Annotated in this window: 21 protein-coding genes; 11 read left to right on the top strand and 10 right to left on the bottom strand. The window is 61.4% G+C overall.

All coding sequences use genetic code 11. From position 1 onward, the window contains the following. Window positions 1-160: 160 nt before the first annotated feature. Window positions 161-1,048 carry an SDR family oxidoreductase gene (locus ACSQ2W_RS15315; RefSeq protein WP_436087018.1) on the top strand — a complete coding sequence of 296 codons (888 nt, stop codon included), beginning with the start codon at window positions 161-163 and terminating at the stop codon, window positions 1,046-1,048. Window positions 1,049-1,103: 55 nt separating this feature from the next. Here the strand turns inward: ACSQ2W_RS15315 and ACSQ2W_RS15310 are convergent, their stop codons facing one another. Further along, window positions 1,104-1,856: a pyridoxine 5'-phosphate synthase gene (locus ACSQ2W_RS15310; RefSeq protein ID WP_436087800.1), complete on the bottom strand. Its 753-nt coding sequence runs from the start codon at window positions 1,854-1,856 to the stop codon at window positions 1,104-1,106. A 371-nt stretch (window positions 1,857-2,227) separates the two neighbouring features. Here ACSQ2W_RS15310 and ACSQ2W_RS15305 point away from each other — a divergent pair, with 371 nt between their 5' ends. Continuing rightward, complete coding sequence (locus tag ACSQ2W_RS15305) at window positions 2,228-3,343, top strand: hypothetical protein (protein WP_436087017.1); 1,116 nt, start codon at window positions 2,228-2,230, stop codon at window positions 3,341-3,343. Window positions 3,344-3,683: 340 nt separating this feature from the next. Then, window positions 3,684-4,364 (top strand): MerR family transcriptional regulator, encoded by a 681-nt coding sequence (locus tag ACSQ2W_RS15300; protein ID WP_436087016.1) that lies wholly within the window; start codon window positions 3,684-3,686, stop codon window positions 4,362-4,364. A 4-nt stretch (window positions 4,365-4,368) separates the two neighbouring features. Here the strand turns inward: ACSQ2W_RS15300 and ACSQ2W_RS15295 are convergent, their stop codons facing one another. Next, the gene (locus tag ACSQ2W_RS15295) at window positions 4,369-5,499 is read right to left on the bottom strand and encodes an ATP-dependent DNA helicase (RefSeq protein WP_436087015.1); all 1,131 of its coding nucleotides are present in this window, start codon (window positions 5,497-5,499) and stop codon (window positions 4,369-4,371) included. A gap of 215 nt (window positions 5,500-5,714) precedes the next feature. Here ACSQ2W_RS15295 and ACSQ2W_RS15290 point away from each other — a divergent pair, with 215 nt between their 5' ends. The 4 genes from ACSQ2W_RS15290 to ACSQ2W_RS15275 all read left to right on the top strand — a co-directional run bounded on the left by ACSQ2W_RS15290 (window position 5,715) and on the right by ACSQ2W_RS15275 (window position 8,624). After that, the gene (locus tag ACSQ2W_RS15290) at window positions 5,715-6,815 is read left to right on the top strand and encodes an AbrB family transcriptional regulator (protein WP_436087014.1); all 1,101 of its coding nucleotides are present in this window, start codon (window positions 5,715-5,717) and stop codon (window positions 6,813-6,815) included. Between the two features lie 105 nt (window positions 6,816-6,920). Beyond that, on the top strand, window positions 6,921-7,295 hold the full coding sequence (locus tag ACSQ2W_RS15285) for a COG4315 family predicted lipoprotein (RefSeq protein WP_436087013.1): 375 nt from the start codon (window positions 6,921-6,923) through the stop codon (window positions 7,293-7,295). Then, window positions 7,279-7,833, top strand: a complete 555-nt coding sequence (locus ACSQ2W_RS15280; protein WP_436087012.1) for an RNA polymerase sigma factor — start codon at window positions 7,279-7,281, stop codon at window positions 7,831-7,833. Before ACSQ2W_RS15285 ends, ACSQ2W_RS15280 begins: the two co-directional genes overlap by 17 nt. Then, window positions 7,830-8,624 carry an anti-sigma factor family protein gene (locus ACSQ2W_RS15275; RefSeq protein ID WP_436087011.1) on the top strand — a complete coding sequence of 265 codons (795 nt, stop codon included), beginning with the start codon at window positions 7,830-7,832 and terminating at the stop codon, window positions 8,622-8,624. The genes ACSQ2W_RS15280 and ACSQ2W_RS15275 overlap by 4 nt, the downstream gene beginning before the upstream one ends. Window positions 8,625-8,666: 42 nt before the next feature. Here ACSQ2W_RS15275 and ACSQ2W_RS15270 read toward each other — a convergent pair whose 3' ends face one another. From ACSQ2W_RS15270 to ACSQ2W_RS15250, 5 genes are all read right to left on the bottom strand, one after another. Further along, window positions 8,667-10,244 (bottom strand): sensor domain-containing phosphodiesterase, encoded by a 1,578-nt coding sequence (locus tag ACSQ2W_RS15270; protein WP_436087799.1) that lies wholly within the window; start codon window positions 10,242-10,244, stop codon window positions 8,667-8,669. Between the two features lie 208 nt (window positions 10,245-10,452). Further along, a complete protein-coding gene (locus ACSQ2W_RS15265) occupies window positions 10,453-10,824 on the bottom strand; it encodes a nitrile hydratase accessory protein (protein WP_436087010.1) in 372 nt (123 codons plus the stop codon). Continuing rightward, window positions 10,811-11,470, bottom strand: a complete 660-nt coding sequence (gene nthB / locus ACSQ2W_RS15260) for a nitrile hydratase subunit beta (RefSeq protein WP_436087009.1) — start codon at window positions 11,468-11,470, stop codon at window positions 10,811-10,813. Before nthB ends, ACSQ2W_RS15265 begins: the two co-directional genes overlap by 14 nt. Next, entirely contained in the window at window positions 11,467-12,102 is a 636-nt protein-coding gene (nthA, locus tag ACSQ2W_RS15255; RefSeq protein ID WP_436087008.1) for a nitrile hydratase subunit alpha, read from the bottom strand. Before nthA ends, nthB begins: the two co-directional genes overlap by 4 nt. Window positions 12,103-12,124: 22 nt before the next feature. Continuing rightward, a complete protein-coding gene (locus ACSQ2W_RS15250; protein ID WP_436087007.1) occupies window positions 12,125-12,718 on the bottom strand; it encodes a LysE family translocator in 594 nt (197 codons plus the stop codon). Between the two features lie 197 nt (window positions 12,719-12,915). Here ACSQ2W_RS15250 and ACSQ2W_RS15245 point away from each other — a divergent pair, with 197 nt between their 5' ends. After that, complete coding sequence (locus tag ACSQ2W_RS15245; RefSeq protein ID WP_436087006.1) at window positions 12,916-13,761, top strand: aldo/keto reductase; 846 nt, start codon at window positions 12,916-12,918, stop codon at window positions 13,759-13,761. A 42-nt stretch (window positions 13,762-13,803) separates the two neighbouring features. Here ACSQ2W_RS15245 and ilvN read toward each other — a convergent pair whose 3' ends face one another. Together ilvN and ACSQ2W_RS15235 are read right to left on the bottom strand one after the other, a co-directional pair. Beyond that, on the bottom strand, window positions 13,804-14,376 hold the full coding sequence (gene ilvN / locus ACSQ2W_RS15240) for an acetolactate synthase small subunit (protein ID WP_037122407.1): 573 nt from the start codon (window positions 14,374-14,376) through the stop codon (window positions 13,804-13,806). 22 nt (window positions 14,377-14,398) lie between these two features. Further along, window positions 14,399-16,210, bottom strand: a complete 1,812-nt coding sequence (locus ACSQ2W_RS15235; RefSeq protein WP_436087005.1) for an acetolactate synthase 3 large subunit — start codon at window positions 16,208-16,210, stop codon at window positions 14,399-14,401. Between the two features lie 326 nt (window positions 16,211-16,536). Between ACSQ2W_RS15235 and ACSQ2W_RS15230 the strand changes: the two genes are divergently transcribed. Further along, entirely contained in the window at window positions 16,537-18,591 is a 2,055-nt protein-coding gene (locus ACSQ2W_RS15230) for an ATP-binding protein (protein WP_436087004.1), read from the top strand. A gap of 47 nt (window positions 18,592-18,638) precedes the next feature. Here the strand turns inward: ACSQ2W_RS15230 and miaA are convergent, their stop codons facing one another. Then, window positions 18,639-19,547: a tRNA (adenosine(37)-N6)-dimethylallyltransferase MiaA gene (gene miaA / locus ACSQ2W_RS15225; RefSeq protein WP_436087003.1), complete on the bottom strand. Its 909-nt coding sequence runs from the start codon at window positions 19,545-19,547 to the stop codon at window positions 18,639-18,641. On the opposite strand from miaA, the gene serB reads away from it, so the two are divergent. Next, window positions 19,546-20,433 carry a phosphoserine phosphatase SerB gene (serB, locus tag ACSQ2W_RS15220; protein WP_436087002.1) on the top strand — a complete coding sequence of 296 codons (888 nt, stop codon included), beginning with the start codon at window positions 19,546-19,548 and terminating at the stop codon, window positions 20,431-20,433. The genes miaA and serB overlap by 2 nt on opposite strands. Beyond that, complete coding sequence (locus ACSQ2W_RS15215; protein ID WP_436087001.1) at window positions 20,430-20,987, top strand: GNAT family N-acetyltransferase; 558 nt, start codon at window positions 20,430-20,432, stop codon at window positions 20,985-20,987. The genes serB and ACSQ2W_RS15215 overlap by 4 nt, the downstream gene beginning before the upstream one ends. Window positions 20,988-21,028: the final 41 nt, after the last annotated feature.

Below are 21,028 nucleotides of genomic sequence, written 5' to 3'. Positions count from 1 at the left end.
CACGGCCTGGTTCCCTTCACGTAACCACCGAATAAAAAACTGCCTCCTTTACATCCGTCTAGCGATAACGAAATAAGAGAAGGTCTCATTTTGGAACCATATCTCAAACGGGATGTTTCGGCAACAAACCGGACGCCGTTTGACAAACAAAGGAAGCGTCATGTCCGAAACCCTTCTCGTCACCGGCGCCGCCGGCCAGCTCGGCCGCCTCGTCCTCGACGAACTGCTCGTCTCCGGCAAGGTCTTGCCGGCCAACATCATCGCCACCAGCCGCGATGCCGCCAAGCTCGCCGATTATGCCGCTAAGGGCGTCCAGACCCGTTCGGCCAATTTCGACGATGCCGCCTCGCTGGAAGCCGCCTTCAAGGGCGCTGACCGCATCCTGATCATCTCCACCGACGCACTGGACGAAGCCGGCAAGCGCCTGCGCCAGCACCAGACGGCCGTGGCAGCCGCACAGAAGGCAGGCGCCAAGCACATTCTCTACACCTCGATGCCGAACCCGGAAACGTCCGTCATCCCCTTCGCGCCCGACCATCTCGGCACCGAAAACGCGATCAAGGCGACCGGCATCCCCTACACAATCCTGCGCAATGGCTGGTACATGGAAAACCTGTTCCTGGCGCTGCCGCACGCGATCGCCGACGGCCGGTGGTACAGTGCATCCGGCGAGGGCCAGATCGCCCATATTGCACGCAAGGACATCGCCAAGGCAACGGCTGCCGCCCTCGCCTCCGGCACGACCGAAAGCGCGACCTACACGCTGACCGGCGAGACCAAGTACACCGTGAACGAAATCGGCGCCATGGTGTCGAAGGTCGCTGGCAAGCCGCTCGACGTCGTGCACGTCAGCGACGAGCAGCTTGCAGGCGGGTTGAAGGCCGCGGGCCTCCCCGATTTCCTCATCCCCATCATCGTCTCCTTCGATACCAACACACGCGAAGGCCACATCGATCTGGTCACCGGGGATGCCGGCAAGTTCTCCGGCGACAAGCTGATGACGCTCGAAAGCTTCCTGAGCGCCAGCAAGTCAGTCCTGCTCAGCTAAGAAAGGAAAGGGCTCCGGTCCCACGGAGCCCTTTTTCAGGGGGAAATGGACCGTCTCAGATGTCCTGCCCGCAAGCGCGGCAGAAGCGGCGGACGGTTTCTGTCATACCGTATTGCAGCGCATCCGCGGTCAAGCCGTGGCCGATCGAAACTTCGGCGAGGCTGGAAATCCGCGCCGCCAGCGCCGGCAGGTTGGCGACCGTCAGGTCGTGCCCGGCATTGACCCCGAGACCAAGTCCGACTGCAAGATCGGCCGTGCGCCCCAGTTCCTCCAGAAGCACAGCACCCCGCTCTGGATCGTCGTAGCAGCCGCCATAGGGGCCGGTGTAAAGCTCAATCCGGTCAGCGCCAGTCTCCTTGGCGATCGTCAGCGCCTCGATGTCCGGATCGCCATCGGCAAACAGCGACACGCGAAAACCCTTCTTCTTCAAGCGCCCGACGACATTGCCAAGCAGATTGTGGCTCTTGCGAAAGTCCCAGCCGTGGTCCGAGGTCGCCTGCGCCGGATCGTCCGGCACCAGTGTCACCTGCTCGGGTTGGTGGCGCTCGACAAGGTCCAGGAATTCCTCATTCGGAAAACCCTCCATGTTGAATTCGGCCTGCGGATAGAGATCGTCGATCAGGGCGCGGATCGGGGCGAGATCGGAGAAACGGACATGCCGCTGATCCGGGCGCGGGTGCACCGTCAGGCCGCTGGCGCCCGCCTCGAGCGCAATTTGCCCCAGCCCAGTCACCGATGGCCAGGGAAGATCGCGCCGGTTGCGAAGCATGGCGATCGCGTTCAGGTTTACCGAGAGTTTCGCAGGCATTTCAGCACTTTCGATGGGAATGGCGTCGTAATGGGTATTTTCTAGCGGTTCCTTGTTCGGCTCGCAACAAACAGGCAATCCCGAAAGTGTACCCGTCACAATAAACCGCAAGCCGGCCTCGTCGGACCATTTCACTTGAAACTCAAGTTTCATGATTGCAGCACCTGACAAACGGGCAAAAGTCCGGTTAAATACAGACTCAAGTACAAGCTATATGCTCCCCGGTCGGCGAGCAGCGGTGCTGAAAATCCCACGGAAGGACCCAAACCGAAACCAATGAGCCTTCGTTTTTGCCGCGACATCACCGAATCGACTGTCGCTCCAGACAATGAAGCGCGGATATTGGCGCGTATTTCAGGGAGAACGCGTTGATGGACGAGCGCGAAAGGCCCGACGACCATGCCATCCTCGATGCGCTGGACAGTGTTCTGTCGAGCGCTCTGTTTTCGCGCTCCGAGCGGCTGCGCGCCTTCCTGAAATATGTCGTCGAAAGGGAAATCGAGGGCAATGGCCACCAGTTGAAAGGCTATGCGATCGGCATCGATGTCTTCGACCGGCCGCAGGCCTTCAATGCCGATAGCGACCCTCTTGTGCGCGTCCACGCCGGCAAGCTGCGGAAATTGCTGACGGCCTATTATGCCGGCGAAGGCGCCGGCGACGCGTGGCGCATCGATATCCCCAAGGGCACCTATGTGCCTGAATATCTGCGCCAGCGTGTAGCACCGTCCGCGCTGACGGCAACGCAACGCCTGCCGGTACGGCCGCGCCTCGCCGCGGCCCGCCGGGTTCCCTGGCTGCCGGCTCCACTGTCCTCGCCGCTCGCTCTGCTTTCCGTCCTGCCGCTCTTGATTTTCGTGCCCTTGTCCTCGCCCGCCATGAGCGTCAGCATCCCGGCACAGTCGCGTCTGCACGGGGCGCTCCTGGAGCGCAAATTCGCCAACGATCTGCCGAAGATAACGGTGCGGTCGCAATCGCCGCGTACGAGCAGCGCCGCGCGCTTTGCCGAAGCGTTTCGCACCGCCGCGTCGCACTACCGGACGATCACCGCCGTGCCCGGCACGGTGCTCTGGCAGCGGCCGCAATCGCCGGCAACCGACCGGCTGGCGTTCACGATTTCCATCACGCAGCAGCCGTCACCGGCCGGTCTGCGGGTGATGGTCACCCATGACACGACCTCCGAAACGGTCCACGAACGGTTTCTCGACGAGGCGCACGTGGCCGGTGACGCGGACATTCTTTACGAAAGCCTTGCCCTTGCGGCAAAGACTTTGGCCGCCGACGGGCACATTTTCCGCTATGCGAACAGCGTTGCAATCGACAGCCCGCTGATGAAATGCATGGCGCTGACGGACACCTACCGGCATCTGCAGACGCGCCAATCCTTTCACGAGGCCAAAGCCTGCCAGGAGAAACTGTCGGCCGAGCATCTCCGAAAGCTGAACTTCGTCATCAGCGCGGGCGCCCTGCCCTCGACGCTCATTCGCTAGACTGATAGCGGGTCAGTCGAGGCCGAACTGCGAGACGTTGCCAGCAATATTATTTGTAGCCGCCCGAGACGCGCGGATTCGATCAAAAACCCAGATTTCATCCCTAATGTTACGGGCTATCCCTTTTCCCGTCACGCGTGTAGTCTTGCCGGGCAAGCGGGATAAAGGCCTGATCGCTCATCAGCAGGCACAGTGGTCGCGAGTATCCATCCCCGGGCGGGTGGTGTGCATGACATGGAGGGCACAGAGGGAGGCAACTGCCGCGTCGTTTCGATGCCAACGGGCAGATTGCAATCTCCAGGAATTTCTGCCGCGCACGACCAGCGAGGGCCATTCACAGATGCCAGTACAGTCGAAGACCATTCATTCTGCGCCGGCCAGCCGTACGGGTGCCGGTTTCCTGCCGCATCTGCCTTTGCCGGGAGCCATTCCCGACAACCATGTCGCCATCGCCGACATGGCGGACGCCTTCGGCGTCACGCACCGCACCTTACATTTCTACGAGGAGAAAGGACTGCTGACAGCCGACCGAATGGGGCCGATGCGGGTCTACGGTCCGGACGACATCCGGCGGATGACTGTCATCAACGCCTGTCGCGAGATCGACATGCCGATCGCCGAAATCCAGGACCTGATGCGGGCGCTGACGGCTTGCGAAAGCCAGGATGACGCCGCGCGGATATTCGAAATTGCGCTCAATGCCCGCAAGCGGGAACTGGCAGCGCAGCAATCGATCCTGCGGCGCCAGATGCAACGGGTCAGCGAACTCCTGGAATCGGCGGCGGACGGCGATGCCGACGGACATGCCGCCGTGATGCCGATCCATCTGTCCCCGATCGAAGCGAAGTGCCTTGCCTTGATGGCCGAAGGTTATCCGGCAAACAAGATCGCCAGCCTGATGGACATGGACCTGACGGCCGTGCTGACGCTCGAATCCGACATCATCCGCAAATTCAACGTCAACCACCGCTTTCAGGCGGTCGCCAAGGCGGTGCTGATGGGCCTTGTTTCCGCCGAGTGAACCGTCAGCGCACGATCGTCAAGGTTTCGGCAGCCCGCGTGATCGCCGTATAGAGCCATCGCTCGCGTGTATCGCGGAAGGCCCAACTTTCGTCGAACAGCACGACGTCGTTCCATTGCGAGCCTTGAGCCTTGTGGACGGTCAGCGCATAGCCGTAGTCGAATTCATCGTAGCGCTTGCGCGTCGACCACGGAATTTCTCCCTCGACATCCTCGAACGCGGTTTTCAAAAGTTTGATCTTGGCGGCGCCGCGATCCATGTCGTCGTCTTCCGGGCGGATCATCAGGTTGATGCCGGGCTTCACGGTCTCCTTGGACGAGGTCATTACCTGCCAGAGCGAGCCGTTGAGCAGACCCTTTGCCGGGTCGTTGCGCAGGCAGACGAGCTTGTCGCCCGATTGCGGATAGTCGGTCGTAAACCCCTTCAACTCCCGCAGGCGGATGTTGTAGCGCCGCCGTGTCTTGTTGGTGCCGACCAGCACCTGGTCGGCGTCGAGCACCAGGCTCTGCGTCACCTCGTTCTTCGAAATCACCTTGGCCGTGGTGCCATAGTCGCCATGCATGATCTCCTTGCCCTCACGCACATGCATGGCAAGCTGGATGATCGGATTGTCGCGCGCCTGCCGGTGAATGTCCGTCAGCAGGTAATCCGGCTCCTCATTGGTGAAGTAGCCGCCACCGGACACGGGCGGAAGCTGGCCGGGGTCGCCAAGCACCAGGATCGGCGTTCCAAAGCTCATCAGATCCTTGCCGAGCGCCTCGTCGACCATCGAGCACTCGTCGACGATGATCAGCGCCGCCTTGGCGACGGGCGACTGCCGGTTAATGGCAAACATCGGCGCGATCGAGGTCTTGCCGGTCTCTTCGTCGGAGACCTCCTCCTCGCCGCGCGGCCGGTAGATCAGCGAATGGATCGTCCTGGCGTTGGTCGCCCCCTTGGAGCGCAGCACCTGAGCGGCCTTGCCGGTGAAGGCGGCAAACAGCACATCGCCGTCGACGTGCTCGGCGAAATGGCGCGCAAGCGTGGTCTTGCCCGTTCCGGCATAGCCGAACAGCCGGAAGAGCGGCGAGCGCCCTTCCTTCAGCCAGCGCGAAACGGCCTTGAGGGCCTCATCCTGTTGCGGTGCGAATTCCATGTTTGTTCTATTGCCCGATTCGCACGAGCCTGTCGCCTTCCACGTCCTGCAGGACCCCACGCCTCGCATTGGCCACATCGAAATCCGGCACGACGGGCCGGATACGGCAAGAAACTGCCACACCGCCGCTCGTATCGCCGGGATACCGCCCGTGATAATACTCCCTCAGAGCCGCCTCCCAAGCGCTGACTTTTCTGGATTCCGAAAGTGCCGATGTGAGACCTGATCCTGCCGAAGACCCGTTTGCACCCGTAACGTCGGGCATCGGCCGCTGGAACGCCGCATTGCAATGGGGTCTGCTGCTCCTCCTCTCGGCCATTCTTGCCGGCTGCCTCGAGCTTGCCGGCATTCCGGCCGCCCTCCTGATGGGACCGATGGTGGCCGGCGCCGTCGTCGGCATGAACGGCGGCTCGATCCGCCTGCCGCGCCCGGCGCTTCTTTGCGGCCAGGCGCTGATCGGCACGATGATCGCCAAGACCATAAGCCCCGGCATTCTGGTGACCTTCTTTGCCAACTCGCCGCTGTTTTTCGCCATCGTCGCTGCCGTCATCGCGATGAGCACGCTGAGCGGCTTCGTGATGAGCCGGCTGAAGATCCTGCCGGGCACGACGGCGATCTGGGGCTCCTCGGCGGGTGCAGCAACATCAATGCTGGTCATGGCCGATGCCTATGGCGCCGACATCCGGCTCGTCGCCTTCATGCAATATCTGCGCGTCGTCTTTGTCGCCGCCGCAGCCTCGCTGGTGGCGCGCTACTGGGCGGAGGTCGACGGGGCGGGACCGGAGATCATCTGGTTCGGGCCGATCCATCTGATACCCTTCCTCGAAACCGCAGCCGTTGCCATCGTCGGCGGTTTTCTCGGCAAATGGCTGCGCGTACCGGCCGGCGTCTTCCTCCTGCCCTTCCTGCTCGGCTCCGTGCTCAGCGTCACCGGCATGCTGACGATCGAAATTCCCGAATGGCTGCTTGCCATCAGCTACGCCATGCTCGGCTGGAACATCGGCCTTGGCTTTACCCGGCCGATCCTTGCCCATGCCCGCCGGGCGCTGCTGCCGACGATCGTCTCCATCCTCGTGTTGATGAGCTTTTCGGGCCTGCTCGCCTTCGTCCTTGTCAAAGCGGTCGGCATCGATCCTTTGACCGCCTATCTTGCCACCAGCCCCGGCGGCATGGATTCGATCGCCATCATCGCCGCTTCCAGCAAGGTCGACGTGCCCTTCGTCATGGCTTTGCAGACGGCGCGCCTGCTGCTCGTCATGGCCGTCGGCCCCTCACTCGCACGTTTTGTCGCCTCGAAGGCCGCACCGCCGCGATAAGTTTTTCAAAAATGGCGGGAATAACAAGCAGCCCGGATGTGTCTTACGTTCGAACCGGCTAAAAAAAGGCGGTTCGTTCGGAAATTTTCAGAGAGGACATATCCAATGAGATTTCTGCCGCTCGTTACAGCCTTTTCTATCGCCGCGGCCACTAGCGCCTTTGCCGCTCCCCCGGTTCAGACTGTCGACACCGACAAGGGAAAGGTCATCGCCGCGGAAAACGGCATGACGCTCTACACCTACAAGAAGGATGAAAAGGGCGAATCCTATTGCTATGATAAATGCGCCACCAACTGGCCGCCCTATCTCGCTGACGCATCCGCAGCGGCCGAAGGCGACTATACGCTGATCGAACGCAAGGATGGCAAGAAGCAATGGGCGCTCAAGGGCATGCCGCTCTACTTCTGGATCAAGGACACGAAAAAGGGCGACGCCACCGGTGACGGCGTAGGAAAGGTCTGGGATGCCGCACGCCCCTGATGAGGCTTCTCGCGCGAAGGGGGGTATCCCCCCTTCCGCGGAGACGTTTGAAAACCAGGTCCTATCTTTGGTGCCGTCGTTGCGCCGCTATTCCCGCAGCCTTGCCAAATCCGACAGCGACGGCGAAGACCTGTTGCAGGATTGCGTCGAGAAGGTTCTTGTCCGCCGCGGCCAGTGGCGCGGCATCAACCTTCGCGCCTGGGCGTTTACGATCATGACCAATCTCCATCGCGACCGCCATCGCCGTTTCAACCAGCATCCATCTGTCGAACTGGACGAGACGCTTGGCTTGACGGCGGAAGACGTTTCCGGCGACCCGCTGGAAAAAACGCGGCTGCAGCGGGCACTGAACGCGCTGACGCCGGAATACCGCTCGGTGCTGATGCTCGTGGTTGTCGAAGGCTATGCCTATCAGGATGTCGCCGACATGCTGTCGATCCCGATCGGCACCGTCATGTCGCGCCTGTCGCGGTCACGCCGGCAGATGGCCGCGTACCTTGCTGAGGACAATATTGTTACACTGCGGAGACCGAAATGACAGACGAACAAACTCCGGTCACCGAAGCCGACCTGCATGCCTTCGTCGATGGACGTCTCGACGATGACCGCCGGCGTCAGGTTGAACTCTGGCTGAAAGAGCATCCGGACGAAGCCGCCGAGGTCCGGCAATGGCAGCAGCAGGCCGAAGACCTGAAGGCCGCGTTTTCGCACTATGCCCGTTTCAGCGAGAACGATCGCGCGCTCCTGAATCCCCAGGCGCAAGCCGGGAGGCCGGCCCCCTTCTGGCGCAGAGTTGGCCTGCTTGCCGCATCGCTGCTGCTCTTCCTGTCCGGTGCAGGTGCGGGCATTTATGCCGACCGATTCTACCTGGCAAGCCCGCCGTTCGAGATGGCCTCGGCGCTCGAAAGCCTGCCCGGCCAGTCGAGAACGGCCTTTCTTGTCTATGCCAGCGAAAAACGTCACCCAGTCGAGGTTGGCGCGGACGAAGAGGCACATCTGATCACCTGGCTCGGCAGGCGCCTTGACTACAAACTCGTCGCGCCCGATCTCCGCTCAGAGGGTTTCTCTCTTGTGGGCGGCAGGCTCGTGCCCGTCAATGGCAGGGCCGGTGCGATGCTGATGTACCAGGATGCCGGCGGCGAACGGCTCACCGTTCTCCTCGGCAAGAACCCGGAAAGCAGGGAGACCAGCTTCCGATTCGAAACCTCGGGATCGATTGAGACCTTCTACTGGATCGACGGCGAGATCGGCTATGCAGTCACCGGCGAAGTCACCCGCGCAAAACTGCAGGCGATCGCCGAGGAATGCTACCGGCAGTTCGAAAGCTAATCTCTCGAACACAACGCCGTATTCCCAGAGGGCTGCGTGTCTTCAGCGGAACAACTTCAAGATCTGTGCAGCTTGGGCATTTTCCTGAGGCAAGCTTGCCATTTGAGCGACTGTCGCCTCCAGGATCTTTTGATCGCTGATATCGCTGATGACACCGTACCATCGTTCCAACTGCCCCCTTGAATTGAAAAAGGGCTTTGCCCGGCTCAACACCCAGCGCCATTCGCCGTCGTTCCATTTTATACGGAATTGGGTTGAAAACGGCCGTTGCGACGGCAGCCATGCGAGCCATTCCTGCCTTACCCTCGCCCTGTCCTGTTCGTGCATGCGCGCATACCAGTCGGCAATCCTATCAGCCATCGCGCTTGCTTCGCCAATCCCGAGCGCGGGGCTCATGTAGTCCACTTCACCCGATGGCTTCGCCGCCCATGCGACATTCGGACTGAGCTCCACGGAACGACGGAAGTGCTCTTCGTCTGCTTTCAGCGCGACCTGTGCCGCTTTGCGTTGCGTAATGTCGATTGCAGTGATCGACAATCCAATCGCGTCACCCACGTCATCGCACACGCATTGGCAGGAGATGAGGTAGGAGCGCGCCATCGCCCCGTCGCTGTATTCGTGGGATTTGATTGATCGTCTGTCTATGATTCGCTGAAGCAGGCGGGTCATCGCCAGCTTGTGACGCGCGGGCAATTTCTCCGTTATGGGATGGCCGACGATGTCGGCTGCCGGCCGACCAAGAATTTGCGCCAGCCGGTCGTTGACGCTGACGTAGCTGAGATCGAGATCAGCGAACCCAAGCGCGATTGGCGCGTCTTTATACAGCGCCTCCAATTGATGGAATCGCTGCAAGGGCGAAACGCGCGTCGATTTCCTCTGTATGCCTCCGGTGGGGGACGGAAGCGATCTCACGATTTCCAACGCAGCCGCTGGTTTGCCAAATAGCCAGCCTTGGGCGATGTCACATCCAAGGCGCCGGAGGATCGTGGCTTGTTGCTCGGTTTCTACACCCTCTGCGACAATCGTCATTCCGAGGCTCTGGCCGAGCCCGATGACCGAGGCCACAATCTTGCGGCTACCTGGGTCGGTTTCCATCGTCTGGACGAAACTGGCATCGATCTTCAGTGTCTCGAACGGAAACGCGTGGAGCCTGGTTAGACTGGCAAACCCCGTTCCAAAATCGTCCAGTGCGACACCTATCCCCACAGATTTGAATCGCTGGACGGTCGCCAGTGCGACCCCGTCGTCGCCGGTCAAGGCACTTTCGGTCATCTCGATGTGGACGCGTCGCAACGGAAATCCGGTCGGTTCGATAACCGCAATGACGAAATCGAAAAGATCCGGATCGCGAAATTGAATCGGCGAGAGATTGAATGCAAGGATCGGTTCGCCGGGAAATTGAAGGGCCTCAGTGCATCCTTTCCTGAGAATTTGCCGCGTCAACGGTCCGATCAAGCCGTACCGTTCAGCAGCCGGAATGAAATGGACAGGACCAATAGCTGGCAAAGCAGGGTCAACCCATCGCGCCAGAACCTCGAAACCGACGACCAAACCGTTCGACATATCCACAAGCGGCTGAAACGCGGGTTCAAACCGGCTGTGGCGAAGAGCATCTTTCAGCTTCGCTAAGGGTACAACTTGTGTCAGGACTTGTTCCCTCAGAGTGGATTCTTAGGCCGCGTTACAATAGATCACCCTACATTAGCGAAGAATATCTTCCTTTTTGTTTAAGGACGGTGTCGTGGACCCCGGCCCCCGCGAACCTCTCGCTAATGGCCATCAACGCCCTCGCCTTATCGCCCTCGGCATGAGCGGGAGAAATTTCGCCTCAGCGAGCCGGATCGTTTTCCAGGAGAATCGGCTGGCCGTGCGGCGTCGCTTCCGCCGCTCGCTGCCAGCTTCGCGTCAATTGGTCGAGCTGCGACTCCGACGTGATCGACAACTCCGTCACCAGGCACGACAGGGCCGCAACCCAGCAATCGAAATAATCGCTGCCATCCGTACGACGCCCCGGCCGGTAAAGCTCCCGCGACAGCGCCTCGGCCCACTCGCTCCAGGAAAACACGCCCTTCTCATGCAGACGCACGGTCATGGCGAAGGCTTCGGCCTGCCATGGCTCGGCAAAGACCGGATCTCCCTCCGGCGACTTCGGCAGTTCCGGCGAACCCGTCAGAAGGTTTGAAGGGTCATGCGCGTTCAAGATAGCTCTCCCAGGCATCGATCGAAACCGTCAGCGATGGATCGGCACCCTCGCCCCAGATTTCGACGGCGTCGAAGACCACCGTATAGACGAATTGCGGGTTTTCGCCCTTGCCGTGCGCATTGTCGTCGGGAAAGACGAACGAGCCCTGCACCGCCTCGACAATGCCGGTCTTGGCGCGAGCATAACGCGGCAACCGCGTATGGGTTTCCGGATTGAAATTGCGGGTCCGCACCCGTTGACCCACGGCAAAGACCGGAGCCTCGGCCACGCGCCGGTCGCAGGGGCCACCCTTTGCCAGCACGCCGGGCACCATATCGGCCGTCAGGATGCGCTTCGGCGCCCTGCCCTTTTCCAGCATGCGGCCCTCGGCCAGTTCCGTGGCGGAGACGAACCCATGCCGTTTCAGCAGCGTTTCCAGTGCCCGTATCCAGATTTCATAGTAGCTGGCGGCAAGATAGGTCGCGGGCGGCAGGCTTTCGCGGGCATGCCTGCTTTCATCGATCGTCCAGGCACCGAAGGCGCCGCAGGAAAGCGTCAGCCCGAGCGCGCGTTTTTCCCATTCGGCATGGAAATAGGGCTCGTCCTTTTCCGGCGCGATGGGACCCATTCCGTGCTGGCCGCCGAGATCCTGCGCGCCGTTCATGGCCGTTCTCCGCCCGGTTTCACCAGCCCCGTGCCAATCATCGAATCGCGTGTCACCAGATCGGCGAGCGCCTCCTGGTCGAGCCCCTCCGATCCCACCGGCCGCTCCGGAATGACGATATAGCGCAGCTCCGCCGTCGAATCCCAGACGCGGATTTTCTTGGTATCAGGCAGCGTTAGCCCGAATTCCTCAAGCACGCCACGCGGATCGATCACCGCGCGTGAACGGTAAGGCGGCGCCTTGTACCAGACCGGCGGCAGCCCAAGCACCGCCCAGGGGTAACAGGAGCACAGCGTGCAGACGACGAGATTGTGCGTCTCCGGCGTATTGAACACCGCCCGCATGTGCTCTCCCTGCCGCCCGGTGTAACCAAGGCTGGCGATCGCCGCCGTTGCGTCGCGGCTGAGCCAATCGGCAAAATCCGGCTCGCTCCAGGCCTTGGCAACGACACGGGCACCGTTGCGCGGACCGACCTTCGTTTCGTAGGTCTCCACGATCGCGTCGATTGCCGCCGGGTCGATCAGCCCCTTCTGCGTCAGCACCGTCTCCAGCGCTTTCACCCGCGCCTGCATATCGGAAAAATGGTTGTCGTGATGATCGTCGTCGTGATTGTCGTGGGAGTGAGAGGTCATGGTTTTGATTCCGCTACCCTGTTCATTTCAGCATCGGCCAAAGGCTAACGACGAGCAAGACCGCCATGGTGATATTGAACCATTTCAGCCGAACCGGATCGGACAGCCATTGCCTCAATGCCGAGCCAAAACCGGCCCATGTCGAGACGCTTGGCACGTTGACGATTGCAAAGACAATGCCGACGAAGATCACGCTGGCGAGATAGCTTTGCTGGCTCGTATAGGTCGCCATCGCGGTGACTGCCATCACCCAGGCCTTCGGATTGATCCACTGGAACGCGGCGGCCTGCAGGAAAGTCATCGGCACGGCATTGGCTTTCCCTTCGGAAAGGTTCCGCGACGTGCCGATTTTCCAGGCGATCCAGACAAGATAGGCGCCGCCTGCGAATTTCAGCGCGGCATAGATGAACGGCACGGAATGCAGGACCGCGCCAAGCCCGAGACCGACGGCAATCAAGAGCGACAGGAAGCCGGCGCCAATGCCGAACATGTGCGGAAGGGTACGGATAAAGCCGAAATTCACGCCCGATGCGAACAGCATCATGTTGTTCGGCCCCGGCGTGATCGATGTCGTGAAAGCAAAGAGAAACAACGCCAGTAACGTGTCGGCCTGCATGGGATCCTCCCGAAATTTAGGTCAATCTAGCTGACCTATCGGCAAGGACCACCCGAAACTTGTCACGGTGACAAGAAGCACGAGCTACCGGGCGTCATCGTTTTTGACACACGGCCTTTGCGCCGCAGCGATACGCCTTAAATGAGACATCGACCGTTCATACGACTGGGCCAACCTGCAAGTCAAAGAGGATTCTGATGCGCGACGCCATTCCGACCACCACCTTTCCCAACGGCCGGACCGTTCCCGTCATCGGCCAGGGCACCTGGCATATGGGCGAGCATAAGGCGAGCGCCGCCGAAGAAGCCAGGACCCTGCGGCATGGGCTCGACCTCGGCATGACGCTGATCGACACGGCGGAAATGTATGCGGATGGCGGTGCCGAACGGATCGTTGCCGAGGCAATCAGGGGCCGGCGCAGCGACGCCTTCGTCGTCAGCAAGGTCCTGCCCACCAATGCCAGCCGCGACGCCACCATCAAGGCCTGCGAGGCGAGCCTGAAAAGGCTCGGCACCGATCATATCGACCTCTATCTGCTCCATTGGCGCGGCCGCTACCCGCTCTCGCAAACGGTGGACGCCTTCGAGACGCTGCGGCAGGGGGGCAAGATCGGCGGCTGGGGCGTCTCCAATTTCGATTCCGACGACATGGAGGAACTGTTCGCCGTGCCGGGCGGCGGCAACGTCGCGACCAATCAGGTGCTCTACAATCTTAACCGCCGCGGCATCGAATATGATCTTCTGAAGGACAGCCAGGCTCGCGGCATGCCGGTCATGGCCTATTCGCCGCTCGACGAAGGCCGGCTCCTGCGCCATCCGGACCTCATCCATATCGCCAAGGCCCATCAGGCAACCGTCGCCCAGATCGCCCTTGCCTTCCTCATCCGCAATCCCGGCGTCATCGTCATCCCGAAGACCGGGATGCCGGAACGGGTGCGCGAAAACCGGGCATCCGTGGAGGTTCACCTGACCGAGGACGATCTGGCGGTACTCGACAAGGCTTTCCCACCACCAGCAAGAAAGATGCCGCTGGAGATGATCTGAGCGGAAAGCCGGCGCTCGCAGTCGCCGGCTTAGCGCATCGTCTTACATCCCCTGCGGGCCGCGGTTCATCGCCGCGATGCCGGTGCGGCAGACTTCGATGACGCCGAGCGGCTTCATGATGGCGATGAACTGATCGATCTTCGACGACTTGCCGGTGATTTCGAGGATGAAGTGCTCGAGCGTCGCGTCGATCACCTTGGCGTGGAAGGCGTCTGCCAGGCGCAGCGTTTCCGCCCGGCTCTCGCCGTGCCCGCTGACCTTGACCAGCGCCACTTCGCGCTCGATCGGCCGGTCATGGCCAAGCTCGGCGGCCCGGACCGTCAGGTCGACGACCCGGTGCACCGGCACGATACGCTCAAGTTGCGCCTTGATCTGCTCCAGCACATGCGGCGTGCCGCGCGTGACGATGGTGATGCGCGACAGGTGCGTCTGGTGTTCTGTTTCCGAGACGGTCAGGCTCTCGATATTGTAGCCCCGGCCGGAAAACAGGCCGATGACGCGGGCGAGAACACCCGGCTCGTTGTCGACGAGGATCGAAAGCGTGTGGTTTTCCGCCTTCTCGGTTTCCTTGGCGATGAAATAGGCGGAGCCGGTCGGCTGAAGATGTGCGTTCATGATCTTGTCCTTTTCCTATTCATCAAACCAGCGCGCGGCCCTTGGCGTCGATCGCATTGGCAACCGCCTCGTCCGTGGCTTCGTCCGGCAGCAGCATCTCGTTATGCGCCTTGCCCGAGGGGATCATCGGGAAGCAGTTGGCGAGATTGGCGACGCGGCAGTCGAAGATCACCGGCGCCGGGCTGTCGATCATCTGCTGGATCGCCGCGTCGAGATCAGCAGGCTTTTCGCAGCGGATGCCGACGCCGCCATAGGCCTCGGCAAGCTTGACAAAGTCGGGCATTGCTTCGGTGTAGGAGTTCGACAGGCGGTTACCGTGCAGCAGCTGCTGCCACTGCCGGACCATGCCCATGTACTGGTTGTTCAGGATGAAGATCTTGACCGGCAGGTTATACTGCACGGCACAAGACATCTCCTGGATGCACATCTGGATCGAGGCGTCGCCGGCAATGTCGATGACGAGGCTTTCCGGATGCGCGACCTGGACGCCGACCGCCGCCGGGAAGCCGTAACCCATCGTGCCGAGGCCGCCCGAGGTCATCCAGCGGTTCGGATGTTCGAAACCGTAGAACTGCGCCGCCCACATCTGGTGCTGGCCGACTTCGGTCGTGATGTAGGTATCGCGGTGCTTGGTCAGTTCATACAGCCGCTGGACGGCGTATTGCGGCATGATGACGTCGTCGCTCGGCTTGTAGGCGAGTGAATTGCGCGCACGCCAGCGGGCAATGCTGGTCCACCAGTCTTCAAGGCGGCTCTTGTCCGCATCCTTTGCGGCGGACGCGCGCCACAGGCGAACCATGTCCTCCAGAACGGAGCCGACATCGCCGATGATCGGTACGTCGACACGAACATTCTTGTTGATCGACGACGGGTCGATGTCGATATGGATCTTCTTCGAGTTTGGCGAGAAGGCATTGAGACGGCCGGTGATGCGGTCGTCAAAACGCGCGCCGATGCAGACCATGACATCGCAGTCATGCATCGCCATGTTGGCTTCGTAGGTGCCGTGCATGCCGAGCATGCCGAGCCAGCTCTTGCCCGAAGCCGGATAGGCGCCGAGGCCCATCAGCGTCGAGGTGATGGGAAAGCCCGTCAGCTCCACCAGTTCACGGAGCAGATGCGAGGCTTCAGGACCGGAGTTGACGACGCCGCCGCCGGAATAGATGACAGGGCGACGGGCGCCCTTCATCAGCTCGATCGCTTGCTCGATGCGGCGCATGTCGCCCTGCACCTTCGGCTGATAGCTGTGCTGGACCTTGGCGGCCGATGGCGGCGTATAGGTGCCGGTCGCGAACTGGACGTCCTTGGGAATATCGACGACAACCGGGCCCGGACGGCCGGACTGGGCGATGCGGAAGGCTTCGTGGATGACGCCGGCCAGTTCGTTGACGTCCTTGACCAGCCAGTTGTGTTTGGTGCAGGGGCGCGTAATTCCAACGGTATCGCATTCCTGGAAGGCGTCAGAGCCGATCAGTGACGTCGGAACCTGGCCGGTCAGGCAGACGAGCGGGATACTGTCCATCAGCGCGTCCTGAAGCGGCGTGACCGCATTGGTCGCACCCGGTCCGGACGTTACCAGCATGACGCCGACCTTGCCGGTCGAGCGGGCATAGCCTTCGGCCATATGGCCGGCGCCCTGCTCGTGGCGCACGAGGATGTGCTGGATATCGTCCTGCTGGAAGATTTCGTCATAGATCGGCAGGACGGCACCGCCCGGATAGCCGAAAATATGCTCCACGCCATTGTCCCTCAGTGCCTGAAGAACAATTTCCGCCCCAGTCATGCGATTGTCCTGCATCTGGTTGCCCTGCGTCTGGTTGTCTGTGCCGCTCATTGGCCTGTTTCCGTCCATGTTTCGCGATTTTGGCTGTGAGTATCGTGTTTGAAGGCATAAAAAAAGGCCCGGTGAGGGCCTCGTGTTTGCGCATGGGTGGCTATCGCCGGATGGTTACACCATCCTGCCCATGCGCCGTCCCACCACAAGAATAGCAACGATCTTTTTCATGGGGCGCAGTGATAACCAGAAATGCCGACCCCGTCAACGCCTTTCCCGAAAACAACCGGCACGGGTCCAAAACGGCACAAATTAGCCCAAGCCCAAGAAACAACTTATTAAATCCCGTCCGATAATATAGCGAACTCTTGGCCAGAGGTTTCGCATTGCTGAACAGTGACCTTCATTCGTCGACCAGTGCTGGAGAACAGGATCGGCGCGACGCTCTGACACGGGGCAATCGCTTCCTCGGTCGCGTTGTCGCGTGCAGCGGGTCGCGGGCAACGGTTGCTGCCATTGCCGAAAAGGGTGAGACCTCGCTGACCGAACTGTGGTCCGTCGGCAGGCTGATCTCGATAAGTGTCGGCAACAACCGCGTCGTCGCCCTCGTCTATTCGATGCAGACCGCCACCAATGAGTGGGGCGAGGAACTCGACAACGTCTTCCGCATCGAAGTCGAACTGATGGGCGAAGTCCATGTCGGCCCGACTGGTCGAGAGGAATTTTCCGCCGGCATTAGCCAATATCCCCACCTCGGCGCCATTGCTCACCGCATTCGCTCGGCCGACCTTGCCCGCATCTACGACACGGGCAAGAACGATGTCTGCGTCATCGGCAAGCTCACCCAGGATGAAAGCCTCGATGCCGCCATCCATGTGCCCTCGATGCTGTCCAAGCATTTCGCTATCGTTGGCACCACGGGCGTGGGCAAGTCGACGGCCGTCAGCCTGCTGCTGCGCAAGGCGATCGCGGCGGATCCGAAGCTGCGTGTGCTGATCCTCGATCCGCACAATGAATTCGCGGCCGCCTTTCCCGATATTGCCGTCGTCGTCGACACGGACAACCTCGATCTGCCCTTCTGGCTGATGAAGCTCGAGGAATTCGCGGAAGTCATCTTTCGCGGCCGGCCGGCCGTCCCGGAAGAACTCGACATCCTTCGAGATGTCATTCCGGACGCAAAAAAGGCATTCAAGGGCTCTGCCGAATCCGGCCTTGCTCGCCGGACCAGCGAAAAAAGCTCGATCACTGCCGACACCCCGGTTCCCTACCGCATGGCCGACCTGCTGGCGTTGATCGATGAGCGCATCGGACGGCTGGAAGGCCGCAGTGACAAGCCGCATCTGCGCTCGCTGAAGGTCAAGGTGATCGGCGCCATCAACGACCCGCGCTACAATTTCATGTTCTCGTCGAACACCATCACCGATACGATCCTCGAGACGATCGCCAAAATCTTCCGCATTCCCGGCGATGGCAAGCCGGTGACGACATTCCAGCTCGCCGGCATTCCCTCGGAAGTCGTCAATTCCGTCGCTTCGGTGCTCTGCCGGATGGCGTTCGAAATCGGCCTCTGGAGCAATGGCGGCGTGCATATGCTGGTCGTCTGCGAGGAGGCCCACCGTTATGTCCCGGCCGATGCCAGCCTCGGCTTCGTTCCGACCCGTCAGGCAATCGCCCGCATCGCCAAGGAAGGCCGCAAATACGGCGTCTCGCTCGGCGTCGTCACGCAGCGCCCCGGCGAACTCGATCCGACCATCCTGTCCCAGTGCTCGACGGTCTTTGCCATGCGCCTTTCCAATGACCGGGACCAGGACATCATCCGCTCGGCCATCCCGAACTCGTCGATTTCGACGACCAGTTTCATCTCCTCGATTGGCAATGGCGAAGCCATCGCCTTCGGCGAGGCGGTGGCCGTACCGATGCGCATGCGCTTTACCCGCGTCGATGAAAAGAACCTTCCGAAAGCCAACGGCGTCGGCGTCAAGGCAACGGACGAAACACCCGACACAGTTGATCTGCGCTCAGTAGTGGCAAGAATGCGTGCCCTGAACGGCCCCGACATTTCCAGTTTCCAGCAGGCCTATTCCGCCAGCATCGACACGCACGCGCACGACAGCGCGCCCATCGAAGACGACTTCACCGACGAGCAGGTAGCCGGTATCGGGGAGGTCCCGACAGGCGAACGCGATGCTCCGGCTATCGAACCATACAACCCGGCAATGCTGCCGCTGGCGGAGGCTGTCAACCCGCAGCTCGAGCGTTTCAACCAGATCCGCAATCAATTGCTTTCGGAAGATCTTCCAGCTCAACCGAAACCGGAGTCTTACCAGGCGCCACCGCCGCGTGTCGCCCCAAGCTTTGCCCAGCCCGGATCGGACCTGCCCCGCCCATCTCTGCGCGAAAGCCTCCTGAAAAAACCGCTGAGCAGCATCATTCGCAAATAGATCATTCCCGGTTTGGCGGCTCCGTCGCGTGGAAGCGCCGACGGGTCTCAACAGCCAGCGTCCGGATCCCAGCGCAGCCAGCTCTCGTCCAGTTGATTGCGAAACCATGTCATCTGCCGCTTGGCATATTGGCGCGTGGCGGCGGAGGCAGTTTCGATCACCTCGGCCTTCGTCATCGTCCCGGCCACCATGGCGGCAATCTGCGGCACGCCGATCGCCTTCATCGCCGGCATTTCGGCCTTCAGATCAAGGGATAGCAATGCCTCGACCTCCTCGACGGCGCCACCGTCCAGCATCTGGGCAAAGCGCCGGTTGATCCGCTGGCGCAGCGCGTCACGTTCCGGCAAGACGACAATCTTCAGCGCTTTTTCCGGATCGATGGCAACCGGCCCCTGCTGCGCCTGGAAGGCCCGGATGGACTGCCCCGTGGCCTCGAAGATTTCAAGCGCCCGGGCAATGCGCTGGCCATCACCCGGCCGCAGGGTCTCGGCGGTTTCTGGATCCTTTAGCGAAAGGATGGCGTGCAGCGCCTCGACCCCCTCTTCCTGCAGCCGCTTGCGGACATCATCGCGGATGGCGGCCGGAACCGCTGGCATGTCCGACAGGCCGCCGGTCAGCGCCTTGAAATAAAGCCCGGTGCCGCCGACGAAAACAGGAATGCGCCCCTCGCTGCGCACGGCCTGCAGAACCTTGATCGCATCGCGAAACCATTCGCCGGTGGAATAGAGCTGCGACGCCGGAACATGGCCGTAGAGATGGTGCGGAACGCCCTGCATATCCTGTTCGAACGGCCGCGCCGTCAGCACATGGAGCGTATCGTAAACCTGCATGCTATCGGCATTAATGACCACGCCATTATGCCGCTTCGCCATTTCCACGGCGAAAGCGGACTTGCCGCTGGCGGTCGGCCCGGTTATCAGGATCGCGTCCTGTCCAATCTCAAGGTTTTTCATCATGGCCTTCGTTGCCACGCTTGTTGCCAATCCGTCAAATCCAGTTCTGACACCGGCGCTCGCCGAAGAGGCTGCGGCCGCCGTCGACGCGTCGGGCCTCTACTGGCTCGCCGACGGTATCGCCTGCGACATCGCGCTGAAGGATGGCGCCAATCCCGATTGGCAGGAAGCGCTGCTGCGCGGCGTCGTCGGCGATGCGCCGGTCGACGTCATCGTCCAGCAGGCCGAGACACGCCGCAAGAAGCTTCTGATCGCCGACATGGATTCAACCATGATCGGCCAGGAATGCATCGACGAGCTTGCCGCCGAGGTCGGCCTCAAGGACAAGGTCGCCGCCATTACGGCGCGGGCCATGAACGGCGAGATCGCCTTCGAACCGGCACTGGTCGAGCGCGTCGCCCTGCTCAAGGGCCTGCCGGTCACCGTCATCGCCGAAGTCATCGCCAACCGCATCACCCTGACATCCGGCGGCAAGGAACTCATCGCGACGATGAAGGCCAAGGGATACTACACCGCCCTCGTCTCCGGCGGTTTCACCGTCTTCACCCACCCGATCGCCGAAATCCTCGGCTTCGACGAAAACCGCGCCAACATCCTCCTCGAAGAAGGCGGTTACCTGACCGGCACTGTTGCCGAGCCCATCCTCGGCAAGCAGGCCAAGGTCGATGCGCTCATTGATATCTCCACCCGGCTCGGCATTTCGACGGCTGACGCACTTGCCGTCGGCGATGGCGCCAACGACCTCGGCATGCTGCATCTCGCCGGATCGGGCGTTGCCCTGCATGCAAAGCCCGTTGTTTCGTCGCAGGTAAAAATCCGCATCGATCACGCCGACCTGACCGCCCTTCTCTATATCCAGGGATACAGGATGACGGATTTCGTCCTTTGATCGTCCTCGAAACGGCGAGGCTGTGCATCCGCAACTGGCTGGAGACAGACCGGCCGCTCTTTGCCGAAATCAACGCCGATCCGAAGGTCATGGAATTCTTTCCGCGCCAACGCTCGCGGCAGGAATCCGACGCCCTGATGGACGAAGCCCGGCGCCGGATCAGCGAAACCGGCCTCGGCTTTTTCGCACTGGCGCTCAGGGACACGGACGAGCCGATCGGATTTCTCGGGCTCGCCCGCACCGATCTTGAGCCGTTCCTGCCAGACGGCACGGTCGAAATCGGCTGGCGGCTGGCCGCTCGTTTCTGGCGCCAGGGCTACGTCACGGAGGCGTCGGAAGCGATGCTCAGGCATGGCTTCGAAAAGCACGGCCTTGCCGAAATCGTCTCCTTCGCGGTGGCAAACAACACGCGCTCGACAGCGGTGATGCAACGCATCGGCATGCGGCGAGACCCGGCGCGTGACTTCGAGCATCCTCGGGTGCCTGACACGGCGCCGCAGCTCAAGCCACATGTGCTCTATGCCATCAGCCGGAACGAATGGCTGGCGCGATAAAGGCGCGCTTTGCGGTCCGCCTTCAAACCTCCATTCGCGAT

The organism is Pararhizobium sp. LjRoot255 (assembly GCF_964252905.1).
Lineage (GTDB): Bacteria > Pseudomonadota > Alphaproteobacteria > Rhizobiales > Rhizobiaceae > Pararhizobium.
Note: the sequence above shows the minus strand (reverse complement) of the source record. Positions and strands in the feature narration are given on the sequence as shown.

What these genes read in the sequence shown, in the direction of transcription:
- ACSQ2W_RS15305 (WP_436087017.1), top strand. Translation starts at nt 2,228, where the DNA reads ATGGACGAGCGCGAAAGGCCCGACGACCATGCCATCCTCGATGCGCTG.
- serB (WP_436087002.1), top strand. Translation starts at nt 19,546, where the DNA reads ATGGCCTTCGTTGCCACGCTTGTTGCCAATCCGTCAAATCCAGTTCTG.
- ACSQ2W_RS15285 (WP_436087013.1), top strand. Translation starts at nt 6,921, where the DNA reads ATGAGATTTCTGCCGCTCGTTACAGCCTTTTCTATCGCCGCGGCCACT.
- ACSQ2W_RS15250 (WP_436087007.1), bottom strand. Translation starts at nt 12,718, where the DNA reads ATGCAGGCCGACACGTTACTGGCGTTGTTTCTCTTTGCTTTCACGACA.
- ACSQ2W_RS15295 (WP_436087015.1), bottom strand. Translation starts at nt 5,499, where the DNA reads ATGGAATTCGCACCGCAACAGGATGAGGCCCTCAAGGCCGTTTCGCGC.
- ACSQ2W_RS15280 (WP_436087012.1), top strand. Translation starts at nt 7,279, where the DNA reads ATGCCGCACGCCCCTGATGAGGCTTCTCGCGCGAAGGGGGGTATCCCC.
- ACSQ2W_RS15245 (WP_436087006.1), top strand. Translation starts at nt 12,916, where the DNA reads ATGCGCGACGCCATTCCGACCACCACCTTTCCCAACGGCCGGACCGTT.
- ACSQ2W_RS15315 (WP_436087018.1), top strand. Translation starts at nt 161, where the DNA reads ATGTCCGAAACCCTTCTCGTCACCGGCGCCGCCGGCCAGCTCGGCCGC.
- nthB (WP_436087009.1), bottom strand. Translation starts at nt 11,470, where the DNA reads ATGAACGGCGCGCAGGATCTCGGCGGCCAGCACGGAATGGGTCCCATC.
- ACSQ2W_RS15300 (WP_436087016.1), top strand. Translation starts at nt 3,684, where the DNA reads ATGCCAGTACAGTCGAAGACCATTCATTCTGCGCCGGCCAGCCGTACG.
- ilvN (WP_037122407.1), bottom strand. Translation starts at nt 14,376, where the DNA reads ATGAACGCACATCTTCAGCCGACCGGCTCCGCCTATTTCATCGCCAAG.
- miaA (WP_436087003.1), bottom strand. Translation starts at nt 19,547, where the DNA reads ATGATGAAAAACCTTGAGATTGGACAGGACGCGATCCTGATAACCGGG.
- nthA (WP_436087008.1), bottom strand. Translation starts at nt 12,102, where the DNA reads ATGACCTCTCACTCCCACGACAATCACGACGACGATCATCACGACAAC.
- ACSQ2W_RS15275 (WP_436087011.1), top strand. Translation starts at nt 7,830, where the DNA reads ATGACAGACGAACAAACTCCGGTCACCGAAGCCGACCTGCATGCCTTC.
- ACSQ2W_RS15310 (WP_436087800.1), bottom strand. Translation starts at nt 1,856, where the DNA reads ATGCCTGCGAAACTCTCGGTAAACCTGAACGCGATCGCCATGCTTCGC.
- ACSQ2W_RS15235 (WP_436087005.1), bottom strand. Translation starts at nt 16,210, where the DNA reads ATGAGCGGCACAGACAACCAGACGCAGGGCAACCAGATGCAGGACAAT.